Annotated in this window: 17 protein-coding genes and 1 pseudogene; 6 read left to right on the top strand and 12 right to left on the bottom strand. The window is 74.2% G+C overall.

Features of this window, described 5'->3' with window-relative positions; all coding sequences use genetic code 11:
* Window positions 1-4: 4 nt before the first annotated feature.
* From ABZ719_RS06720 to ABZ719_RS06690, 7 genes and pseudogenes are all read right to left on the bottom strand, one after another.
* Window positions 5-1,237 (bottom strand): cytochrome P450, encoded by a 1,233-nt coding sequence (locus tag ABZ719_RS06720; RefSeq protein ID WP_366724135.1) that lies wholly within the window; start codon window positions 1,235-1,237, stop codon window positions 5-7.
* Window positions 1,234-2,298: pseudogene (locus ABZ719_RS06715) on the bottom strand (type III polyketide synthase); the annotation flags it as partial. The pseudogene ABZ719_RS06715 and the gene ABZ719_RS06720, both read right to left, overlap by 4 nt.
* 724 nt (window positions 2,299-3,022) lie before the next feature.
* Window positions 3,023-3,262: a DUF6213 family protein gene (locus ABZ719_RS06710; RefSeq protein WP_366724134.1), complete on the bottom strand. Its 240-nt coding sequence runs from the start codon at window positions 3,260-3,262 to the stop codon at window positions 3,023-3,025.
* Between the two features lie 25 nt (window positions 3,263-3,287).
* Entirely contained in the window at window positions 3,288-4,673 is a 1,386-nt protein-coding gene (locus ABZ719_RS06705; RefSeq protein ID WP_366724133.1) for an NADP-dependent succinic semialdehyde dehydrogenase, read from the bottom strand.
* Window positions 4,674-4,749: 76 nt separating this feature from the next.
* The gene (locus tag ABZ719_RS06700) at window positions 4,750-5,298 is read right to left on the bottom strand and encodes an NUDIX domain-containing protein (protein ID WP_366724132.1); all 549 of its coding nucleotides are present in this window, start codon (window positions 5,296-5,298) and stop codon (window positions 4,750-4,752) included.
* Window positions 5,295-6,833, bottom strand: a complete 1,539-nt coding sequence (locus ABZ719_RS06695) for an ATP-dependent DNA ligase (protein ID WP_366724131.1) — start codon at window positions 6,831-6,833, stop codon at window positions 5,295-5,297. The genes ABZ719_RS06700 and ABZ719_RS06695 overlap by 4 nt, the downstream gene beginning before the upstream one ends.
* Window positions 6,834-7,026: 193 nt before the next feature.
* Complete coding sequence (locus ABZ719_RS06690) at window positions 7,027-8,022, bottom strand: NAD(P)/FAD-dependent oxidoreductase (protein ID WP_366724130.1); 996 nt, start codon at window positions 8,020-8,022, stop codon at window positions 7,027-7,029.
* Window positions 8,023-8,105: 83 nt separating this feature from the next.
* Between ABZ719_RS06690 and ABZ719_RS06685 the strand changes: the two genes are divergently transcribed.
* The 6 genes from ABZ719_RS06685 (at window position 8,106) to ABZ719_RS06660 (ending at window position 13,842) form a co-directional block, all read left to right on the top strand.
* The gene (locus ABZ719_RS06685; protein ID WP_366724129.1) at window positions 8,106-8,699 is read left to right on the top strand and encodes an XRE family transcriptional regulator; all 594 of its coding nucleotides are present in this window, start codon (window positions 8,106-8,108) and stop codon (window positions 8,697-8,699) included.
* 318 nt (window positions 8,700-9,017) lie between these two features.
* Window positions 9,018-9,995: an NADPH:quinone oxidoreductase family protein gene (locus ABZ719_RS06680; RefSeq protein WP_366724128.1), complete on the top strand. Its 978-nt coding sequence runs from the start codon at window positions 9,018-9,020 to the stop codon at window positions 9,993-9,995.
* Window positions 9,992-11,188: an acyl-CoA dehydrogenase family protein gene (locus ABZ719_RS06675; protein ID WP_366724127.1), complete on the top strand. Its 1,197-nt coding sequence runs from the start codon at window positions 9,992-9,994 to the stop codon at window positions 11,186-11,188. The genes ABZ719_RS06680 and ABZ719_RS06675 overlap by 4 nt, the downstream gene beginning before the upstream one ends.
* The gene (locus tag ABZ719_RS06670) at window positions 11,185-12,291 is read left to right on the top strand and encodes an acyl-CoA dehydrogenase family protein (protein WP_366724126.1); all 1,107 of its coding nucleotides are present in this window, start codon (window positions 11,185-11,187) and stop codon (window positions 12,289-12,291) included. The genes ABZ719_RS06675 and ABZ719_RS06670 overlap by 4 nt, the downstream gene beginning before the upstream one ends.
* Window positions 12,292-12,482: 191 nt before the next feature.
* On the top strand, window positions 12,483-13,358 hold the full coding sequence (locus ABZ719_RS06665) for a phosphatidylinositol-specific phospholipase C/glycerophosphodiester phosphodiesterase family protein (RefSeq protein ID WP_366724125.1): 876 nt from the start codon (window positions 12,483-12,485) through the stop codon (window positions 13,356-13,358).
* Between the two features lie 289 nt (window positions 13,359-13,647).
* The gene (locus tag ABZ719_RS06660) at window positions 13,648-13,842 is read left to right on the top strand and encodes a hypothetical protein (protein WP_078883938.1); all 195 of its coding nucleotides are present in this window, start codon (window positions 13,648-13,650) and stop codon (window positions 13,840-13,842) included.
* A 64-nt stretch (window positions 13,843-13,906) separates the two neighbouring features.
* Here ABZ719_RS06660 and ABZ719_RS06655 read toward each other — a convergent pair whose 3' ends face one another.
* The 5 genes from ABZ719_RS06655 to ABZ719_RS06635 form a co-directional block, all read right to left on the bottom strand.
* Window positions 13,907-15,127, bottom strand: coding sequence for a phosphodiester glycosidase family protein (locus ABZ719_RS06655; protein WP_366724241.1), 1,221 nt, complete (start codon window positions 15,125-15,127; stop codon window positions 13,907-13,909).
* A gap of 228 nt (window positions 15,128-15,355) precedes the next feature.
* Entirely contained in the window at window positions 15,356-15,703 is a 348-nt protein-coding gene (locus tag ABZ719_RS06650; protein WP_366724124.1) for a VOC family protein, read from the bottom strand.
* Between the two features lie 113 nt (window positions 15,704-15,816).
* Window positions 15,817-17,901, bottom strand: coding sequence for a SpoIIE family protein phosphatase (locus ABZ719_RS06645; protein WP_366724123.1), 2,085 nt, complete (start codon window positions 17,899-17,901; stop codon window positions 15,817-15,819).
* A gap of 176 nt (window positions 17,902-18,077) precedes the next feature.
* A complete protein-coding gene (locus ABZ719_RS06640) occupies window positions 18,078-18,683 on the bottom strand; it encodes an N-acetylmuramoyl-L-alanine amidase (protein WP_366724122.1) in 606 nt (201 codons plus the stop codon).
* 383 nt (window positions 18,684-19,066) lie between these two features.
* Window positions 19,067-20,275 carry an ROK family transcriptional regulator gene (locus ABZ719_RS06635; protein WP_366724121.1) on the bottom strand — a complete coding sequence of 403 codons (1,209 nt, stop codon included), beginning with the start codon at window positions 20,273-20,275 and terminating at the stop codon, window positions 19,067-19,069.
* Window positions 20,276-20,318: the final 43 nt, after the last annotated feature.

The raw sequence follows: 20,318 nt of genomic DNA, 5'->3' as shown, positions 1-20,318 counted from the left end.
GCGCTCACCACGCCACCGGCAGGGCCTCGGGCCCGCGGATCAGCGCGCCCTTCCTGAACGGCACCTCGTCCGGCGCCACCGCGAGCCGCAGGGCCGGCAGCCGGTCGAGGAGGGCGTCCACCAGCAGCTCGGACTCCATCCGGGCCAGCTGGCCGCCCGGGCAGTAGTGCGGGCCGAAACCGAACGCCACGTGCGGGTTGGGGCTGCGCGAGAAGTCGATGCTCTGCGGGTCGGTGAAGACGTCCGGGTCGCGGTTGGCGGCCAGGTAGGAGACGTAGACCGGATCGCCCGCCCGGATCCGCACCCCTTTGATCTCCACGTCCTCCAGGGCGATCCGGGACAGCCCGACCGCGTTGCGGTGCGGGATGTAGCGCAGCAGTTCGTCGATGGCCTGCGGGCGGACCGAGGGGTTCGCGCGCAGCCGGTCGGCCAGCTCCGGTCGGGTCAGCAGCAGGTAGAACATCTGCCCGCTGTTGTTGGTGACCGCCTCGCCGCCGATCTGCAGGAGCACCGCGAGTCCCACGGCCTCCTCCAGGGTGATCTCACGGCGCCCCACGGCGGTGCCGAGCAGCGAGGCGACGTCCTCGCCCCCGCCGTCCGCGCGCGCGTCGATCAGTTCCGTGAAGTAGGCGCCCATCTCCTCCTTGGCCTGCTCGCTGACGTCGGCGCCGTGCGAGGAGGACAGGATCAGCTGGGTCCAGGTGTGCATGCCGTGCCGGTCGGCCGCCGGGACGCCCATCAGTTCGCAGATCACCGCGATCGGGAACGGACTGAGCACCGCGGCGGTGAGATCGGCGGGCGGGCCGGCCGCGATGAGGCCGTCGACCAGTTCGTCCAGCATCCGCCGCGCGCTGTCCCGTACCCGGTCCACCCCGCGCGCCGTGAAGGCGGGGGCGACCGAACGGCGCAGCCGGTTGTGGTCGGGCGGGTCCAGGAAGCCGACGGCGCCGCGGGACGGGATGAAGTGCGGGGCCAGCCGCGTGACCTGCTGGTCCATCACGGCCTCCCGGCTGAACCGGGCGTCGTTGGTGACCAGCCGGACATCGTCCATGCGGGTCACCAGCCAGGCCCAGCCCTCGCCGTTGGGCAGTTCGATCCGGGTGACCGGCCCCTCCTCCATCAGGTCGGCCAGCACCGGGTCGAAGTCGACACCGGTCAGGTCGAGGGCGGGCCAGTGCCGTACCGGGCACAGTTCCTCACCGGCCCGGTCGGGCGGGACGAGTGTGTTCTCGGTCATGCCCCGTCCCCGATCTGCCAGTTGCCCAGGGACATCTCGGCGGTGATGCCGGGCCCGAACCCGGCGAGCAGTCCGCGGGCACCGTCCTCCACGCCGCCCTCGTCGCACAGCCGGCGCAGCGCGTCCAGGACGACGGCGCTCGCGATGTTGCCGTACTCGGTGAGCGTGGCCCGGCTGAACCGGAACGCGTGCGGGTCGACCTTCAGGAACTTGCTGAGGTCGTCGAGGATGCGCGGACCGCCCGCGTGGATGACGTAGAAGTCGAGGTCGGAGGCGTCCCAGCCGTGCGTGCCCGCCAGGTCCTGAAGAGCCGGCGCGAGCGGCTCCATGGTGGCGGGCACCCGCTTGTCCAGCAGGAAGTGGAAGCCGGTCTCCCGGACGGCGTACGCGATCCAGTCCTCGGTCTTGGGGATCAGGTACGAACCGTTGCGCTCCAGGCGCACCCCGGTGCCGCCGGTGCCGCGGACCACGGCGGCGGCGATGCCGTCACCGAACAGGCCGTTGGACAGGAGCGAGCCGACGCCGAGGTCGGTGGGCTGGTAGCACAGCGAGCAGAACTCGCAGGCCACGATGAGCGCGTTGGCGTCCGGGTAGGCCGTGCAGAAGTCGTGCGCGCGGTTGATCGCCGCGCCGCCCGCCGCACAGCCCAACTGGGCTATGGGTATCTGACGGGTGGTCGAGTCGAAGGCCATCTCGTTGATCAGCCACGCCGTGAGCGAGGGCATCATGAAGCCCGTGCACGAGACGTAGATGATCACGTCGATGTCGGTGGTGAGGAGTTCCGCGTCGTCGAGCGCCCGCTGGATGACCGCGGGGACCCGGGCCTTGGCCTCGTGTTCGTAGAGCTTGTTGCGCTCCTCGAAGCCCGGGTGCTTCAGGGTCTCCTCGATGGGCTGCACGATGTGCCGGGTACGCACGCCGGTGTTCTCGATCAGCCGGAGGGCCAGCGCGAGTTGCGGGTGGTCCGCGTGGTGGGACCGTGCGAGTTCCAGCGTCTCCTCCATGGTGATGACGTGCTCTGGAACGGACACCGAGGGCCTGCACAAAGTCGCCATGATCCGTGCCTGCTTTCGCCTTCCGGGAGGCGGGTGGCCTCCCGGTCAGAGGGTGGTGCACCCAGAAGGGTGGTCCACCCACGATCACCCGGGAGAGCGACGATCTCGCGCCGGACTACTCCAATCCGGCGACGGCGGCGCGGGGCCCCACGGGCCCGGCAGCCCCGCCGGCGCGGTGCGGACACCGGGCTCGGCGGCGGGTGAACTGCTGGTCAGAGGGGTCGGCCCGGAAGTCCGGAGGGGACGGCGTGAGCGGGCGGAGGCGCCGCTCGCCGACGGCACGACGAACGGGGCCGCGCGCGCCGTGTGCGGGGGGCGAGGGAGGACCGGACGCCACGGGGGAGTGAGCGCGGGGGCCGGGCCGGTGTCGCGGGGAGGGGGCGGCGTGGCCGGCGAGGCGGCCGGCAGGCGCGGGGCGCGCGGCGCCGGGCGATGTGGCGAGGCGGCCGGGAGGTGTGGTGCCGGGCGGTGCGGTGTGGCCGGCGAGGCCGGTCGGGGGTGATGCGCCGTGAGGTGCGGTGGGGTGCGGCCGCGAGGCGGGCCGGGGAGGCGCGGGAACGTGCGGTGCGTGCGGTCGGCGTGGCCGCTGGTGATGCGGTGTGCTCCGGGAAGTGCGGTGCGATGCGCCGGGTGTTGCGGTCGCCTCGCCGGACGTCGCGGGGTGCGCGCCGCCCGCCCCCCGTCCGCGGTGGTGAGGCCGCCCGCCCCGGGGCCGCCCGCGCCGCGCGACTCAGCCCGAGGCCGCTCCGCTGCTGTGCGCGATGCACGCCACGTCGATCCGGTCGGCCAGCTTGGCCAGTTCGATGGTCAGGGCGGCCACCGTGTCCTCGTCGAGCCCCTCCTGCCCGGCCTCCACCAGCCGCAGCCACCGGCCGCCCACCGTCCGCAGCAGCTTGCTCACGTCGGCCGCGGACACCTGCAAGGTACCGCGGTCGTCGACGATCAGAGGGAGTGTCACTTCGCGGTTCACAAAGGCGATCGTAGCCGCGGAAGCCTCACGCTCCGTGCCACACCGTGGTGATGTTGCAGAACTCGCGGATTCCGTGCCCGGACAGCTCACGCCCGTACCCCGAGCGCTTCACCCCGCCGAACGGGAACGCCGGGTGGGAGGCGGTCATCCCGTTCACGTACACCCCGCCCGCCTCCAGGTCCCGTACGAACCGGTCCACGTCGGCCTCGTCCCGCGTCCACACGTTCGAACTCAGGCCGAAGGGCGAGTCGTTGGCGATCAGCACCGCCTCGTCCAGGTCGGCGGCGCGGTAGAGCGTGGCGACCGGGCCGAAGGCCTCCTCGCGGTGGATGCGCATCTCCCGGGTGATGCCGGCCAGGACGGTCGGCGGGTAGTACCAGCCGGGGCCGTCGGGCCGTTCGCCGCCGCACAGGACGGCCGCCCCGCCGCGGCGGGCGTCGTCGACCAGTTCCTCCAGGTCGGCCCGGCCCCGCTCGCTGGCGAGCGGCCCGACCTCGGTGTCCTCCCGCATCGGGTCGCCCGTCCGCAGAGCCCGCATGCCGGCCACGAACCGCTCGGCGAAGGCGTCGTGGACGTCCGTGTGCACGATGAACCGCTTGGCGGCGATGCACGACTGCCCGTTGTTCTGCACCCGCGCGGTCACCGCGACCTCGGCGGCCCGGTCGATGTCGGCGGACGGCATCACGACGAAGGGGTCGCTGCCGCCCAGCTCCAGCACCGTCTTCTTGATCATCTCCCCGGCGGTGGACGCCACCGCCCGGCCCGCCGGTTCGCTGCCCGTCAGGGTCGCCGCCTTCACCCGCTCGTCGCGCAGGATGTCGTCGACGGCGCCGGAGCCGATCAGCAGCGTCTGGAAGCAGCCCTGCGGAAAGCCCGCCCGGTGGAACAGGTCCTCCAGGTACAGGGCGGTCTGCGGCACGTTCGAGGCGTGCTTGAGCAGGCCCACGTTCCCGGCCATCAGCGCGGGGGCCGCGAACCGCACGACCTGCCACAGCGGGAAGTTCCACGGCATCACCGCGAGCACCGGCCCCAGCGGCCGGTAGCGCACCAGGGCGCGCGAGGCCCCGGAGTCCTCGACGTCGGCGGCGGCCGGTTCCTCGTCGGCGAGCAGTTCCTCGGCGTGCCCGGCGTACCAGCGCATCGCCTTCGCGCACTTGGCGGCCTCCGCGCGCGCCTGCTTGACCGGCTTGCCCATCTCGGTGGTCATCACCCGGCCGATCTCCTGCTGGTCCTCGTCGAGCAGATCGGCGGCCCGGTTCATCAAAGCGGCCCGCTCGGCGAAGGACGTCGTCCGGTACGTGCGGAAGGTGGCCTCGGCGAGCTGGAGCCGGCGCTCGGTCTCCTCCTCGCCCATGGCCTCGTACGTCTTGATCGTCTCGCCGGTGGCCGGGTTCACCGTGGCGATGGACATGGCTGACCTCCCTGCAGGCGGGCTGTGCTTCGACCTTCGCGCGCCGCGCTGCCCGCCGCAACGCGTGCGGCCCTCCTCAGCGCGAGTGCTCCGCCAGCCGGTCGAGAAACGCGCTCTGGGCGGTGACGATCAGCGCACGGGCACGGTCGAGGCCGAGCCACGCCACCCGGTCCAGCTCCGGGAACTCCTGCGTCCGCCCGGAGCGCGGCGGCCACTCCATCGTGAAGGTGCCGGGGACGACCGCCGCCGGGTCGAGATCGCCCTCGACCGCCCAGACGGTCACCGTCTTGCCGCCCGCCTGCCGGACCTCGCCGAGCGGCAGCGCCGGACCGTCGGGCGGTGCCACGCCCAGCTCCTCGCGGAACTCGCGCCGGGCGGCCCGCAGCGCGGGTTCGTCCGGCGCGTACTCGCCCTTGGGCACGGTCCAGGCGCCCGCCTCGCGGCGGGACCAGAACGGGCCGCCCATGTGGCCGAGCAGCACCTCGAGGCCGCCGTCGCCGGCACCGGCGCGCCCGGCGCCGTCCGTCCCGCCGCACCGCGTGTCTTCCGCGCCGGTGCGCCGGAACAGGAGCAGCCCGGCGCTCCGTCTGCTCCGCCGGTCCGCTCCGCCCCGTGTGTCGGTCACGGCCGTACCTCCGGGTGCGCGGCCAGCAGCGTCTCCACGGTGTCCGCGTCCTCGGGGCGCTTGTCCTCGCGGTAGCGCACGACCCGGGCGAAGCGCAGGGTGACGCCGGCCGGATAGCGGGTGGAGCGCTGCAGGCCGTCGTAGGCGATCTCGACGACCAGTTCGGGACGTACGACCACGCCCCACGCCTTCTCCTCGACGGCCAGCTCCTGGAGCCGCCCGGTCTGCCAGGCCAGCAGGGCGTCGGTCATGCCCTTGAACGTCTTGCCGAGCATCGCGAAACCGCCGTCGGCCCTCCGGGCGCCCAGGTGCAGGTTGGACAGCCTGCCGGTGCGGCGGCCGTGTCCCCACTCGGCGGCCAGCACCACCAGGTCCAGCGTGTGCACCGGCTTCACCTTCAGCCAGGAAGCGCCGCGCCGGCCCGCGCTGTACGGCGCGTCGAGCGCCTTGACGACCACGCCCTCGTGACCGCGCCCGAGGGTGTCCGCGAGGAAGTCCTCCGCCCGGCCGACGTCCTCGGGCCCGGCGACCAGCGCCCGTCTGACCCGCATCGGCTCGGGGACCAGCCGGGCCAGCTCGGCGTGCCGCTCGGCGAACGGCAGGTCGAGGAGGTCGCGGTCGCCGACCGACAGGGCGTCGAAGAAGACCGGCGAGACGGGAACCGCCCCGGCGGCCGTGGTCACGTCCAGCCGGGAGCCGACGCGTCCCGCGGTCTCCTGGAAGGAGCGCGGCCGGCCGTCGGCGGTGAAGGAGAGCACCTCGCCGTCCAGGACGAACCGTTCGCCCGGCAGTTCCAGGGCGGCCGCGCTCACCTCGGGCAGCCGGTCGGTGATGTCGTCCAGCGTGCGGGTGTGGATGCGGACGGTGCCGCCGTCGCGGTGCACCTGGACCCGGATCCCGTCCAGTTTCTCCTCCACGGCGCAGGCGCCCAGCTTCTCCACGGCCTCCGCGACCGAGGAGGCGCTGTGCGCGAGCATCGGCAGCACCGGGCGCCCCACGGTGAGCCGGAAGTGCGCCAGCGCCGGCGGGCCCTGTGCCAGCAGTGCCTGCGCCACCGTCTGCAAGGACCCCGCCAGCATCACCGCCCGCCGTACGTCCGCCGCCGGGGTGCCCGTCGCCGCCGCCAGCCCCTCCGTCGCGACCGCGTCCAGCGCGCCCTGGCGGACCTCGCCGGTCAGCAGCCCCCGCAGGAACCGCTGCTCGTCCGGCGTCGCCGCGCCCATCAGCTCGCCCACCAGCCGGGCGCGTTCGCTCTGCGCACCGGCTCCGGAGACCTTGCCCAGCTCGCCGAGCCGGGCGTCCACCTCCCGCACGGTGAGGGAGGGCTCGGTGGCCGGCGGCACCGGGCGGCCGAGCGCCTTCCACCCGACGCCGATCCGCCCCTGCGGGAGCCTGCCGGCCAGGTACGGGATGACGATCGGCACGTCCTGCGCCGACGCCTCCCGGAACAGTTCCGCGAGCAGGGCGGTCTTGCGGGACCGCGCGGAAGTGGCGGCGACTTCCTGGGACACCTGTGCGAGCCGGGCGAGCAACATGCAGTAAGGGTGCACCGCCGGGCGCGCTCCTACACCCCTCGCGCCGGTGTGCGGTGCGTGGTGCGTGTGCGCGGGTGGACGGACCGGGCGGGCCGGGGGCGGTTTCCTGGCGCTGTGCTGTCCCGCGCCGCCGCGCGGGGGTACGGGGCCGTAGCCCGCACCGCCGCGACGCGGGCTACGGCTTCGCGGGCCGCTACGCCTGCGCCGCCCCGATCGCCGCGTCCAGGTCGGCGAAGAGCAGTTCACCGTTGATCGCCGCGCCGGCGCGGTAGCCACGGCTGGCCGAGTTGATCACCTGTTCGGCGAAACCGCTCGCGTTGCCCGCCGCCCACAGACCGGGCACGGTGGTCAGGCCCCGTTCGTCGGTCACCGGGTAGGCGCCGAACGGTGTCTCGCGCAGTTCCGCGCCCAGCCGCAGCAGCAGGTCGTTGCGCGGCACCGCGCGCGGCGCGACGAACAGGACGTCGCGGGGGTGCGTCGCCCCGTCCGCGAGGCGGACCCCGGTGAGCCGGCCGGATCCGGTGACCACCTCCGTCACCTCGCCGGGCACGACCTTCACGCCCGCCGCCGCGAGCCTGCGCAGATCGGTGTCGGACAGTTCGTCCTCGCCGACCTGGTGCAGGAACAGGACCACGTCCTTGGACCACTGGCTCACCATCAGCGCCTGGTGCACGCTCAGCGGGGTGGTGGCGAGCACGCCGAAGGCCTGGTCGCGCACCTCCCATCCGTGGCAGTAGGGGCAGTGGAGCACGTCCTGGCCGAACCGCTCGGCCAGGCCCGCGATCCCGGGCAGTTCGTCCCGCAGCCCGGTGGCGAGGACCAGGTGCCGGGCGTGGACGGTGCGTCCGCTCGCCAGGGTCACGTCGAACTCCCCGTCCGCGTCCCGCACGGCGTCGACCGCCCGGTCCCGGACCAGACCGACCCCGTACCGTGCGATCTCCTCCCGGCCGACGGCCAGGAATTCGGCCGGTGACATCCCGTCCCGGGTCAGGAAACCCTGCATGTGCGCGGCGGGCGCGTTGCGCGGCTCGCCCGCGTCGACGACCAGCGTGCGCCGCCGGGCCCTGCCGAGCACCAGCGCGGCGGACAGCCCGGCCGCGCCGCCGCCGACGACGACGACCTCGTGCCTGTCGGGCCCGCCGGTGACTTCGTGTCCTGCGGCCGCGGCGGCGTTCTCGGTCTCGGTCATGGTGACCACCTCCCTCTCCGGCACGACGGTCGCGCGAAGGCCGCGGGATTGACAAACGCCTTTGCCGAAACTGCAATGGCTGGATGACGACGGACGATGTACTGGCGGGTGTGGGACCGAGACTGCGGCGGATCCGCAAGGAGCGGGAGGTGACCCTGGCGGCCCTGTCGGAGACGACCGGGATCTCCGTCAGCACCCTCTCGCGGCTGGAGTCCGGCCTGCGCAAGCCCAGCCTGGAACTGCTGCTGCCGATCGCGCAGGCCCACCAGGTGCCGCTGGACGAACTGGTCGGCGCGCCCCCGGTCGGGGACCCCCGGGTGCGTGCCAAGCCGATCGTGCGCGGAGGGCGCACGCACTGGCCGCTGACCCGGCAGCCCGGCGGTCTGCAGGCGTACAAGGTGCTCGAACCGCAGCGCAAGGAGGAACCGGTCACGAGCTCCCACGAGGGCTACGAGTGGCTGTACGTGCTGTCCGGGAGGCTGCGGATCGTGCTGGGGGACCACGACGTGGTGCTCGGGGCGGGGGAGGCCGCCGAGTTCGACACGCGCGTGCCGCACTGGTTCGGTTCGACGGGGGAGGGGCCGGTGGAGTTCCTCAGCCTGTTCGGCCCGCAGGGCGAGCGGATGCACGTACGGGCGCGGCCGTCGCGGCGCGGCTCCGGCGGCGAGGACGACTGAGGGGCCTCGTCCCCGAGGCGCTCACCCTGGGGCGTTGTTCTTCTGGCGGGACCCCTGCGTCTTGCCGGCCCGGACTGACCGGGAAGACCGTACGGAAGGGGGCCCCGGGCGCCGGGCGGGCCGTCCCTCGCCCGGGCGGGCCGTCCCTCGCCCGGGCGCCGTGCTCGCCCGGGCTCCCCGCGCCGGGCCGGGTTCCGCGTCAGCCGAGGATCCCTGTCCGCCCGGGACGCCTGTTCCCCTGAGAGCAAGCGACCGCTTAGTATGCCGTCGACCGGACGGACCACGCGGTTCCTGACCCAGTACCTGTGGAGGCGGCGCATGCGGGCATGGCGAGTGCACGAGAACGGTGAGCCGGGCGAGGTGATGCGCCTGGAGGAGACCGGCCGGCCCACACCGGGCGAGGGCCAGGTCCTGCTCGCGGTACGGGCGGCCAACATCAACTTCCCGGACGCGCTGCTGTGCCGGGGCCAGTACCAGGTCCGGCCGCCGCTGCCCTTCACCCCGGGCGTGGAGATCTGCGCGGAGACCGAGGACGGCCGCAGGGTCATCGCCACCCCGGCCCTGCCCCACGGCGGCTTCGCCGAGTACGCCGTCGCCGACGCGGCCGCCCTGCTGCCCGCCCCGCAGTCGCTCGACGACGCCGAGGCCGCGGCCCTGCACATCGGCTACCAGACGGGCTGGTTCGGCCTGCACCGCCGGGCCCGTATCGAGGCCGGGGAGACGCTGCTCGTGCACGCCGCGGCCGGCGGCGTCGGCAGCGCGGCCGTCCAGCTCGGCAAGGCGGCCGGTGCCACCGTCATCGGTGTCGTCGGCGGCCCCGCCAAGGCGGCCGTGGCCCGTGAGCTGGGCTGCGACGTCGTCGTCGACCGGCGCGGCGAGGACGTCGTCGCCGCCGTCAAGGAGGCCACCGGCGGCCGGGGCGCCGACGTGATCTACGACCCCGTCGGCGGCGAGGCGTACGCCCAGTCCGCCAAGGTCGTCGCCTTCGAGGGCAGGATCGTCGTGGTGGGCTTCGCCGGCGGCACCGTCCCCAGTCCGGCGCTGAACCACGCCCTCGTCAAGAACTACTCGATCCTCGGCCTGCACTGGGGCCTGTACACCACCAGGAATCCCCAGCTCGTCCGCCACTGCCACGACCAGCTCACCGAACTGGCCGCCCGGGGCGCGATCAAGCCGCTGGTGAGCGAGCGGGTGCCGCTGGACGGCGCCGCGCACGCCGTGCAGCGGGTCGCCGACGGTGTCACCACCGGACGGATCGCCGTGGTGCCCGGACCGGAGAAAGGAGCCGCCGCATGAGCGGCAACGCCCTCGACGCGGACGGACTGCGCCGCCGCACCCGCGAACTGCTCGCCGCGCATCCGCCCCGCGGCACCGACCGCCTCGACTTCCTCCGCGCCCGTTTCGACGCGGGCCTGGCCTGGGTGCACTTCCCCGAAGGCCTCGGCGGCCTCGGCGCCCCGCGCCCCCTGCAGGCCGTCGTGGACGCCGAACTGGAGGCGGCGGGCGCCCCCGACAACGACCCGCGGCGCATCGGCATCGGCCTCGGCATGGCCGCCCCGACCATCCTGCGCTACGGCACCGACGAGCAGAAACAGCGCTTCCTGCGGCCGCTGTGGACCGGTGAGGAGGTCTGGTGCCAGCTCTTCAGCGAGCCCGGCGCCGGATCCGACCTGGCCGCGCTCGGCACCCGCGCCGTCCGCGACGGCGCGGGTGACTGGGTGGTCGACGGGCAGAAGGTGTGGACCTCCAGCGCCCACCTGGCCCGCTGGGCCATCCTCATCGCCCGCACCGACCCCGCCCTGCCCAAACACCAGGGCATCACCTACTTCCTGTGCGACATGACCGACCCCGGCGTGGAGGTCAGGCCGCTGCGCCAGATCACCGGGGAGGCCGAGTTCAACGAGGTCTTCCTGACCGGCGTCCGCATCCCCGACGCGCACCGCCTCGGCGAGGTCGGCGACGGCTGGCGGGTCGCGCAGACCACCCTGATGAACGAGCGCGTCTCCATCGGCGGCATGCGCCTGCCCCGCGAGGGCGGCATGATCGGCCCGGTGGCCCGCACCTGGCGCGAACGTCCCGCCCTGCGCACCCACGACCTGCACCAGCGGCTCCTGAAGCTGTGGGTGGAGGCGGAGGTGGCCCGCCTCACCGGTGAGCGGCTGCGCCAGCAGCTCGCCGCGGGACAGCCCGGCCCCGAGGGCTCCGGCATGAAACTCGCCTTCGCCCGCCTCAACCAGGAGATCAGCGGCCTGGAAGTGGAACTGCGCGGCGAGGAGGGGCTGTTGTACGACGACTGGACCCTGCGCCGTCCCGAACTCGTCGACTTCACCGGTCGCGACGCCGGCTACCGGTACCTGCGGTCCAAGGGCAACAGCATCGAGGGCGGGACCAGCGAGATCCTGCTGAACATCGTCGCCGAACGCGTGCTGGGCCTGCCCGCCGAACCGCGCACCGACAAGGACGTCGCCTGGAAGGACCTGGCCCGATGAGCACCCAGCCGGACCTCCTCCACTCCGAGGAGGAAGAGGCGCTGCGCGCAGCCGTACGCGACCTGCTCACCGATCACTGCCGGCCGGCGGACGTGATCGCGCGGGTGGAGTCGGACACCCCGCACGACGTCCCCCTGTGGAAGACGCTCGCCGACGGCATGGGCCTGGCCGGTCTGCTGGTGCCCGAGGAACTGGGCGGCCAGGGCGCCACCCACCGGGAAGCCGCCGTCGTCGTGGAGGAACTGGGCCGCGCGGTGGCGCCCGTGCCCTATCTGACCAGCGCCGTCGTGGCCACCGAGGCGCTGCTGGCGTGCGGGGCGGACGACCTCGTCGCCGAGCTGGCGTCGGCCGCGTCGATCGGCGCGCTCGCCGTCGGCCTGCACACGGCTCCGGGCGCCCCCTTCGCCGTCGTACGGCGGGAGAACGGCGTCCTGACCGGGGAGGTGACCGCCGTCGCCGACGCCGCGATCGCCGACGTGCTGCTGGTCCCCGCCGACGACGGAGGCCTGTACGCGGTGCGGGCCCCGGCCGCGGCCGTCACCGCGCAGGTGTCCCTGGACCTGACCCGCCCGGTGGCACGCGTGCGGCTGGACGGGGCCGAGGGCCGTCGGCTGGGCGATGCCGGACCCGCCGTGCGCCGCGCCCTGCGGGCCGGTGCCGGGCTGCTCGCCTCCGAGCAACTCGGCCTGGCCGACTGGGCTTTGACGGAGACCGTGCGTCACCTGAAGGAGCGCAAGCAGTTCAACCGGCCGGTCGGCGGCTTCCAGGCGCTCAAGCACCGGCTCGCCCAGCTGTGGCTGGAGACCGTCAACCTGCGCGCCGCCGCCCGCAACGCGGCCGACGCGCTCGCCCGCGGCGAGGACGCCGACGTGGCGGTCGCCGTCGCCCAGGCCTACGCGGCGACCGTCGCCGTGCACGCCGCCGAGGAAGCCCTTCAACTGCACGGCGGTACCGGCATGACCTGGGAACACCCGGTCCACCTGTATCTGAAGCGGGCCAAGGCCGACTCGATCGCCTACGGCACCGCGGGCGCCCACCGCGAAGCGCTGGCCTGGCTCGTCGACCTCCCGGGGCCGCCCGCCGCGCCCGAGCCGGCTCCCTGACCGGCGCCTCGCCAGTCCCGTCCCCTCGTCCGCAGCGGGGACGGGCCTGCGCGGCGCCCGCTGCCGACGGGTGAACGGACGCGTACCATCCGGCCAACTCCTCACCGGCGCACGCCGCCCCCGCACCCGCGCCCCGCATACTCCCCGCAGGCCCCGTACGTCCCCCGTACGCCCCTCAAGGGAGGCAGAGCATGGCCCTCACCACCCGTCGCAGAGCCCTCACCACCCTCGGCGCCGCCCTCGCCGGCACCGCGGCGCTGCCCGCCGCGCACGCCGCCGCAAGTCGACGGCGGCACGGCCCGCATCCGCTGGGGCACGCCCACGCCCACAACGACTACGCACACCCGCGGCCCCTGCTGGACGCCCTCGACCACCGCTTCACCAGCGTCGAGGCCGACATCCACCTCGTCGACGGCGAGCTTCTGGTCGCCCACGACCAGGCCGGCCTCGACCCCCGGCGCACCCTCGCATCCCTCTACCTCGACCCGCTGGCCGCGCGCGTCAGGGCCAACCACGGCTGGGTCCACCGGGGATGGCCCAGGCCCCTGCAACTACTGATCGACATCAAGACGGAGGGCGCCGCCACCTACCTCGCACTCGACCGTCAGCTGACGCGCCACCGGCACCTGTTCACCACGTACGCGCACGGGCGCGTCCGCCCCGGCCCCGTCACCGCCGTGATCTCCGGCGACCGCGCGGCCCGCGCGCCCATGGAGGCGCAGACGGTACGCAGGGCCTTCTACGACGGCCGGCTCACCGACCTCGGCGGCCCGGCACCCGCCTCCTTCGCGCCGCTGATCAGCGACAACTGGACGTCGGTCTTCACCTGGCTGGGCTCCGGCCCCTTCCCGCAGGCCGAGCGGCGCACGCTGCGCGGCATCGTCGGCCAGGCGCACGCCCGCGGACAGAAGGTGCGGTTCTGGGCCACCCCGGACGAGGCCGGACCGGCCCGCGACGCGTTCTGGGCCGAACTCCTCTCCGCCGGCGTCGACCACCTCAACACCGACGACCTGGCCGGCCTGGAATCCTTCCTGGACGCGCGCGAGGACCGGAAGGCGCGGCCGTGAGCCGGCCTCAGAGCTGGGAGCACAAGGGGAGTCCGATCGGCTCGCGGTGTCCGGCGCCGGCGATCGCAAGGCGCCGGAAGGCCCTTGCAGCGGAGCTACCAGGGCCTTTCGGCGACGCCGCGAGTGTGCGTGGCGGGCGTCGCGAGCCGGGCGCCCCTTTTGTTCGCAGCTCTTAGTCCGGCCGCAGAACCACACGTTCGGCGGACACGTCAGCCGCCCGGACGAACCCTCCGCTACGCCACACTTGCCGCCGAAAGCCGCGAAGTGGGCGTGGCGGAGGAGGTTGACGATGGCCATTTCCATCTCTGTGGTGCTGTTGCTCGCGATCCTGGCGATCATCTTCGTGCGCAACTGCTCGCTGAAGTTCTCGCACGCCCTCGTCTGCGGTCTGCTCGGCTTCTTCCTCGCCGGCTCCAGTATGGCCCCCACCATCCACGACTGCCTGGTGGTCACCGCCGAGATGGTCAGCAGCCTGCGGCCCTGAGACCCCCCCGGGCCGGGGCCCGTTCCCCCGCTCCGAGCGCGCCTGGCAGCGGGAGCGGTGCGCCTCACGCGCCGGGGAACACCCCTACCCCGTTCGCGACCGCTCGTTCGGCGCCCCCGCTGGGGTGGTTGAGGACGCTGACCGCACCCGCACCCGCTTTCCGGGCGACCAGCGTGCTGGAGCCGCCGCCGTCCAGGTTGAACCCCTCCGTCGCCCCCAGGTCCCGCAAAGTGGCGGCGACTTCCGCGACGGTCAGGCCGGCGCGGTACTCGGCCGCGCCGTCCAGCGCCATGAGCAGCAGCCGGTGCCCTCCGTCCGCGATCCCCACGGCGGTGCGCACGGCCGGTGTCGTGCCGTCGAGCCCCGGCAGCGCGGCGCCCCCGCGCAGCACCGGAAACCCCCCGATCGCGAAGGTGTACGCCCGGCCGGAGGCCGCCGTCAGCCGGTGCTCGACGCTCACCGACTCGCCCTTGGACAGCTTGCGCAGCCGCTGCGCCCCCGCCTCCCTGCCCACCAGGACCGTGGTGCCCGCGGGAACGTCGCCGCTGCCGGGAGTGTCCGCCGTGGCGACGACCCGGCCGTCCCGGACCGTCACCTCGTAGGTGTCCGTACTGCACGGAGCGCCGCGGTCCCCGTCCGTGCCGCACACGGCCCGTTCCCGGGAGAGAGCGCCCCAGTCGGAGGTGTACGCGCCGATCGAACCGACCGGCAGCGCGTACTGGTTGAACCCGCCGAGCCCCAGCTTCGCATCGGGCGTGGTCACCGAGCCCGACAGGGCCAGCCGGTCGATGCGGGCCGTACGGTCCGCGCCGATGCCGAGCACGTCCTCGGTGGTGGCGCCGGCCGGCAGGGCGGGCCCGAAGCGCTGCCCGCGCGGCACGGCGGCCTTGAGCGCCTTCCCGTCCGCGATCTCCGGTCCGACCGACGAACCGGTCGCCGGGACGCCCGGATGCTGGGTCTCGGTGATGTCGAAGAAGTCGCCGTTGACACCCGCGAGCGCTCCCTGGGAGCCGGCGAGCCGGGAGACGGTGCTCCGCGCCGCCACGGCACCCGGGTGCAGCAGGCCGACGCGGACGTGCTTGTTGTTCAGATCGACGCTGACCAGGTGCGCGCGGGCCTTCCCGTGGGCCCCGGAGAGGTCGATCTCGCGGTACTCCACACCCGGCGCGATCTCCTCGGCGCGGTGCGTGCCACCGGGCCGTCCCGCCGAGCCCGCGAGGCCCGCCCCCGCAAGAGCCGTCCCGGCCTGTGCCGTGCCCGCGTGGGCCGTTCCCGTTCCCGTCAGTGCGCCGCCGGCGAGGAGAACGCTCACCACCGCCGCGAACCGCCCGGCGCGGCGCCTCACCACACGTCCCGCTGTGCTCACCCTGCCCCCTGATGCCTCGTCAACTCCGTGCGGACTCAGGGAAGTGCAGCAGAAGCCGGCGGCCCGGGCGGTGACCGGCGGCCGACGGCACGGCGACGGACGGGAAAACGCACTCCTTCGGGTGTCTTCGAGCTTCCTCGGCTGCCGTCAGCGGTGTCCCAGCACGTTGACGACGCGGCCGTCGGGATCCCGGACGAAGAACCGGCGTACGCCCCACTCCTCGTCGGTGAGCGGGTACACGATCTCCGCGCCGCGCTCGCGCAGCGCGGCGTGGGCCGCGTCGACGTCGTCGACCTCGACGCTCAGGTCGGGTGTGAGGGGAGCCGTGCGGTCCTCGCCCATGAAGCTGATCTGCGCGGCCGGATTCACCGCGGAGGCGAGCGTCCTGATCCAGCCGTGGTTCATGACCTCCTCGAAGCCCAGCAGTCCGTAGAAGTCCGCACTCTCCTCCAGGCACTCGGAACGGACGTTGGGGACGACGCGGCGGACCTGCATCGGGCGACTCCGGTGATCGCTGGGGGTGCCGCGTGCCGCGCGGCGGCCGCCCAGGAGCGGCACCGCGGGCGCGCGCGCAGGGGCGCGGTCAGCGTAGCGAAGCGGCGCGGGTGTCAGTGGCCGTCGCCCGCCAGGGACTGCTCGGTCCACACGGTCTTGCCCGCCGCCGTGTACCGCACGCCCCAGGCCCGGGCCAGCTGGGCGGCGACGAACAGGCCGCGTCCGCCCTCGTCCGCGGTCCGGGCGTGGCGCAGGTGCGGAGCGGCCTGACCGGCGTCGCGCACCTCGCAGGTGAGCGTACGGTCGTGGATCAGCCGGAGTTCGATCGGCGCGCTCCCGTACCGCAGCGCGTTGGTGACGAGTTCGCTGACGATGATCTGCGTCTGGTAGGCGGTCTCCTCGTCCACGCCCCACGCGGCGAGCTGGTCACGTGCGCGGGCGCGGGCGGTCGCCACCGACGCGCGGTCGTCGTCGAGCCGCCAGTCGGCGAACGCGCCGGACGGGAAGGACCGGGTGCGCGCGACGATCACCGCGGCGTCGCCCGCACCGAGGCCGTCCGGGAGGGCGTAGACGACGGCGTCGCACAGGTCCTGCAACGGCCGCTCGGCATAGTCCGAGACGGCCCGCAGCTGCCGGCACGAATCGGCGAGGTAGGCCGTGACCAGGGGATCGCTGGTGAACACCAGCACGCTCCCGGCGGGCACGTCGATCTCGGCGGTCGCGAACGGCGAGTCCTCCGCCACGCCCAGCGGCGGCCCGGCCGGTGTGTCGGGGATGCTGACGGTGCGGTCGGGACGGATCACGACGGGCGCCAGATCACCGGCCGCCGCCATCACACAGGTGCCGGTCAGCGGATCGTGGACCGCGTACACGCAGTTCGCCGTGAGCGCCTCCCGGCGCAGGGGGTCACCCGGCGGCAGGCTCGCCCGTTCCTGGGCCAGCTGGGCCGCCGTGTCGTGCAGCCGGGCCAGCAGTTCGTCGGGCGACAGGTCGAACGCCGACAGCGACCTCAGCACCGTACGCAGCTGACCCATGCCGGCCGCCGCGTTCAGCCCCCGTCCCGAGACGTTCCCCACCACCAGCGCGGTGCGGGCGCCGGACAGGGCGATGGTGTCGTACCAGGCGCCGGGGTCGGCGCCGCTGACCGACAGGTAGGCGGTCTCCAGCGACGCGTGGGACTCGGGACGGCGGGGCAGCAGCTGGCGCTGGACCGTGGCGGCGATGGTGTGTTCGCGGATGAAGCGCCGGGCGTTGTCGACGCACAGGGCGGTGTGCGCGGCCAGCTCCACCGCGAGCCGCCGGTCGCCCGTGTCGAACGGCGGCGAGTCGCCCGACCGGTACAGGCTGACCAGGCCCAGTACCGTGCCCCGCAGGGCCAGCGGCACCACCAGCAGCGTATGGGTGTCCGCGGAGCGGATGGCGTGCGTGCGCGGCGGGTCGGCGGGCATCCACTCGGCGCCCGGGCGCAGCGGGACGATCCGGGGGCGCAGGTCGGTCAGGGCCTGGGTGAAGGGCGTGGGCGCCGGCAGCCGCCGCACGTCGCCGACCGGGTGCGCCTGCGGCGGGTGCGCGGTGCCGCTGCGGAAGGCGGTGCGCATCAGCGGGGTGCCCGGCGGCAGCGGGGCCGGCGGCGGCTCGTCGCCCCGGATCACCGATTCCACCACCTCCACGACCGCGATGTCCGCGAACTGCGGGACCACGGCCTCGACCAGTTCCTCGCCGGTCACCACCGGGTCCAGCGTCCGCCCCACCCGGCGCCGCACGGCGTCGAGGACCCTGGTGCGGGCTCGTCCCCGTTCCCGGTCGGTGACGTCGACCGCGGTGACCGCCACACCCAGTACCTCCCCGCGCCGGCTCTCCAGACGCATGGCGGTCGTCTCGAAGCAGCGCTCCTCGGGCGGATCCCCTTCGACACGCGCCCGCACCAGCCGCTGCCGCAGGGGCTCGCCGGTCTTCAGCACCTCACGCAGCGCGGCCTCCATGTCGTTGTCCTCGACCATGCGGTAGACCTCGCGCATCGGCCGCCCGGTCGGATCGTCGGCGGACTTTCCCCGCCCGGCGGGCGTCCCGGGGGTCAGCCGCACCACCCGCAGCTCGGGGTCCAGCAGATGGAGTCCGACCGGTGAGCCGGTGAAGAGCGCCTCCAGCATGGCTGCCGAGGTCTCGTCCACGCGCCGTCCGGGATCGCCGTACGCCACTGGGACCTCCTTCGGCCGCGCCGGTCCGTCCGCTCGCGCCGCACGCCGGTGGCACGCCCCGGGGGTGCGGGCTTCCAGCGTGCTCCGCCCGGGGGCCCGCCGCACGCGCAGCGCGCGGGCGGCCCGGCGTGGCCGCGGGCGGGCCGGGCGCCGCGCGGCCGGGCGGACGGTCCCGGTCAGTCGAAGTTGACCATTCTCAGGTAGCGGACCCAGTCCCAGTTCGGACCGGGATCGGTGTGGTCCGTGCCCGGCACCTCGTAGTGCCCGATGATGTGCGTGCGGTCCTTGGGGATGCCGTACCGGTCGCAGATCGCCGAGGTGAGCCGGGCCGACTGCTCGTACAGTGCGTCGGTGAAGTACGCCGGTCTGTCCACCCACCCTTCGTGTTCGATGCCGATGCTGTGGGTGTTGTAGTCCCAGTTGCCCGCGTGCCAGGCGATGTCCGATTCACGGACGCACTGCGCGATGTGTCCGTCGGCCGACCGGACGAGGTAGTGCGCGGACACCTTCTTCTGGGGGTTCTGGAAGATGGCCAGCGTGTTGGCGTAGGTCTCCTGGGTGACGTGGATGATCACCCGGTCGAGGGAGTAGCTGGTGGGCCGGTCGGACGCCGTGTAGTTGGAACTCGAGGCGGGCTGCCAGTCGGTGGGCGGGTAGCCGGCGGCCAGGGGCCGGGGGCGCGCGGTGGCGCGGGCGGCGGGGAGCAAGGCGGAGGGGACGGCGGCGAGGGCGGCGCCCTTCAGGAGGCGCCGTCGGCTGGGCTGGGATCCTGCCCGGTCCATGGGCGACGACCTTTCTCGTGTGGGGGGGGAGTCCCGCTTGTCTCGGGGGCTCGTTCTTCGTGGAGGTCCGTGTTCCGAGGAGGTTCGCGTTCCGTAGAAGTTCGTGCGGTTTCGTGGGGGTGTGTCCGCCGGTGGCGGTGAGTCTCGCGCACAGCCGGGCGCTCCGCGCGGAGCCCGGCCGCGTGTCCGGTTGGTGTCGCACACCTCGGTGGCGGTGGTGCGACCGGGTGGGTACGGGCCGCCGCCGTGAGCCCGCGGACGGCGCCTCGCGTGAATCACGGTACGGCGCGCAGGGGTTGGGCAGAAGGGCCCGGCAAGGATCCGTGGACGGGCGGTGAATTGTGGACAACGCCGCCACTCGGACGAGTGAACTGCGCCGGGTTTCAGGCGCGTTCGGCCACGGCCGCCGGGTCGTCGAGTACGGCGCGGACCACCGCGTGCGCGGCGCCGAGCAGCGGGCCCTCTGGGCCGAACGGTGAAACGGTCACCGGGCAGGCCGGTCCCGCGGTGCGCCGGTCCAGCTCGGCCTCCAGCGCGGGCAGCAGCCAGGGAGCGAGCCCGGCCAGCGCCCCGCCGAGCACGACGGACCGGGGGTCGAGCAGGTTGACCGCGCCGGTCAGGGCCACACCGAGCGCCCTGCCGGCGTCGTGCAGGGCCCGCCGTACGTCCTCGTCCCCCTCGGCGGCGCGGGTGGCGAGCAGCCCGACCCGGCCCTCGCCCGCCGCCATCCCGGCGGCCCGCAGCACGGCCTGCTCGCCCGCGTACTGCTCCAGGCAGCCCCGGCCGCCGCACGGGCACGCGGGCCCCTCCGGCTCGACCGGGACATGCCCCAGCTCGCCGGCGAAGCCGCGGGTGCCGCGCAGCAGCCGGCCGTCGACCACCAGCGCCGCGCCGATGCCGATCTCCGCGGACACGTGCAGGAAGTCCGGCGGCGTGTCCTCGCCGAGCCAGAGTTCGGCCAGAGCGCCGAAGTTCGCCTCGTTGTCCACCGTCAGGGGGTAGGCGCCGGGCAGCAGGGTGCCGAGGTCGGTGTCGCGCCAGTCCAGGTTGGGGGCCCGGACGACGGTGCGGCCGTCCCGCGCGACCAGGCCCGGCACGGCGACGGCGAGTCCCGCCGGCCACAGGCCCTGGCCCTGCGCCTCGGCGACGACCTGGGATATGAGCGCGGTGAGGTCCTCGGTCACCGGTTCCGGGGCGCGTCCCCGGTTCGTGCCGTGCCGTACGGCCCGTGCCCTGACCTGCCCGCGAAGGTCGACCACGCAGGCCGCCAGGTGGTCCACGCCGATCTCCGCCCCGATCCCGGCCGGTCCGCGTCCGCTGACGGCGAGCGCCGAACCGGGCCGGCCCACCCGGCCGGGCCGCTCGGGCCCCAGTTCCTCCAGGAGACCCGAGCGGATGAGCTCGTCGACCAGCGTCGACACCGCCGCACGGGTGAGCCCGATGCGCGAGGCGACCGCGGCCCGCGACAGCGGTCCCTCGGCGCTGACGGTGTGCAGGACCCGGGCGAGGTTGCGGCGGCGCATGCCCTGCTGGGTGTCGGACAGCGCACGTCCCGGACCGGTCGGGCGGGGCTCGTTCAGCGGTGCGGTCATGCCTGCGTCGTCCTCGGTCGGTGTACGGCGGCGGGGCCGCACG

It is taken from the genome of Streptomyces sp. NPDC006743 (assembly GCF_040703815.1).
Lineage (GTDB): Bacteria > Actinomycetota > Actinomycetes > Streptomycetales > Streptomycetaceae > Streptomyces.
The sequence above is the reverse complement of the archived record's forward strand: the minus strand, read 5'-3'. Positions and strand labels throughout refer to the sequence as shown.

Coding starts and splice junctions, on each gene's coding strand:
- ABZ719_RS06720 (WP_366724135.1), bottom strand. CDS start 1,237: ATGACCGAGAACACACTCGTCCCGCCCGACCGGGCCGGTGAGGAACTG.
- ABZ719_RS06705 (WP_366724133.1), bottom strand. CDS start 4,673: ATGTCCATCGCCACGGTGAACCCGGCCACCGGCGAGACGATCAAGACG.
- ABZ719_RS06695 (WP_366724131.1), bottom strand. CDS start 6,833: ATGTTGCTCGCCCGGCTCGCACAGGTGTCCCAGGAAGTCGCCGCCACT.
- ABZ719_RS06690 (WP_366724130.1), bottom strand. CDS start 8,022: ATGACCGAGACCGAGAACGCCGCCGCGGCCGCAGGACACGAAGTCACC.
- ABZ719_RS06685 (WP_366724129.1), top strand. CDS start 8,106: ATGACGACGGACGATGTACTGGCGGGTGTGGGACCGAGACTGCGGCGG.
- ABZ719_RS06680 (WP_366724128.1), top strand. CDS start 9,018: ATGCGGGCATGGCGAGTGCACGAGAACGGTGAGCCGGGCGAGGTGATG.
- ABZ719_RS06675 (WP_366724127.1), top strand. CDS start 9,992: ATGAGCGGCAACGCCCTCGACGCGGACGGACTGCGCCGCCGCACCCGC.
- ABZ719_RS06670 (WP_366724126.1), top strand. CDS start 11,185: ATGAGCACCCAGCCGGACCTCCTCCACTCCGAGGAGGAAGAGGCGCTG.
- ABZ719_RS06665 (WP_366724125.1), top strand. CDS start 12,483: ATGGCCCTCACCACCCGTCGCAGAGCCCTCACCACCCTCGGCGCCGCC.
- ABZ719_RS06660 (WP_078883938.1), top strand. CDS start 13,648: ATGGCCATTTCCATCTCTGTGGTGCTGTTGCTCGCGATCCTGGCGATC.
- ABZ719_RS06650 (WP_366724124.1), bottom strand. CDS start 15,703: ATGCAGGTCCGCCGCGTCGTCCCCAACGTCCGTTCCGAGTGCCTGGAG.
- ABZ719_RS06640 (WP_366724122.1), bottom strand. CDS start 18,683: ATGGACCGGGCAGGATCCCAGCCCAGCCGACGGCGCCTCCTGAAGGGC.
- ABZ719_RS06635 (WP_366724121.1), bottom strand. CDS start 20,275: ATGACCGCACCGCTGAACGAGCCCCGCCCGACCGGTCCGGGACGTGCG.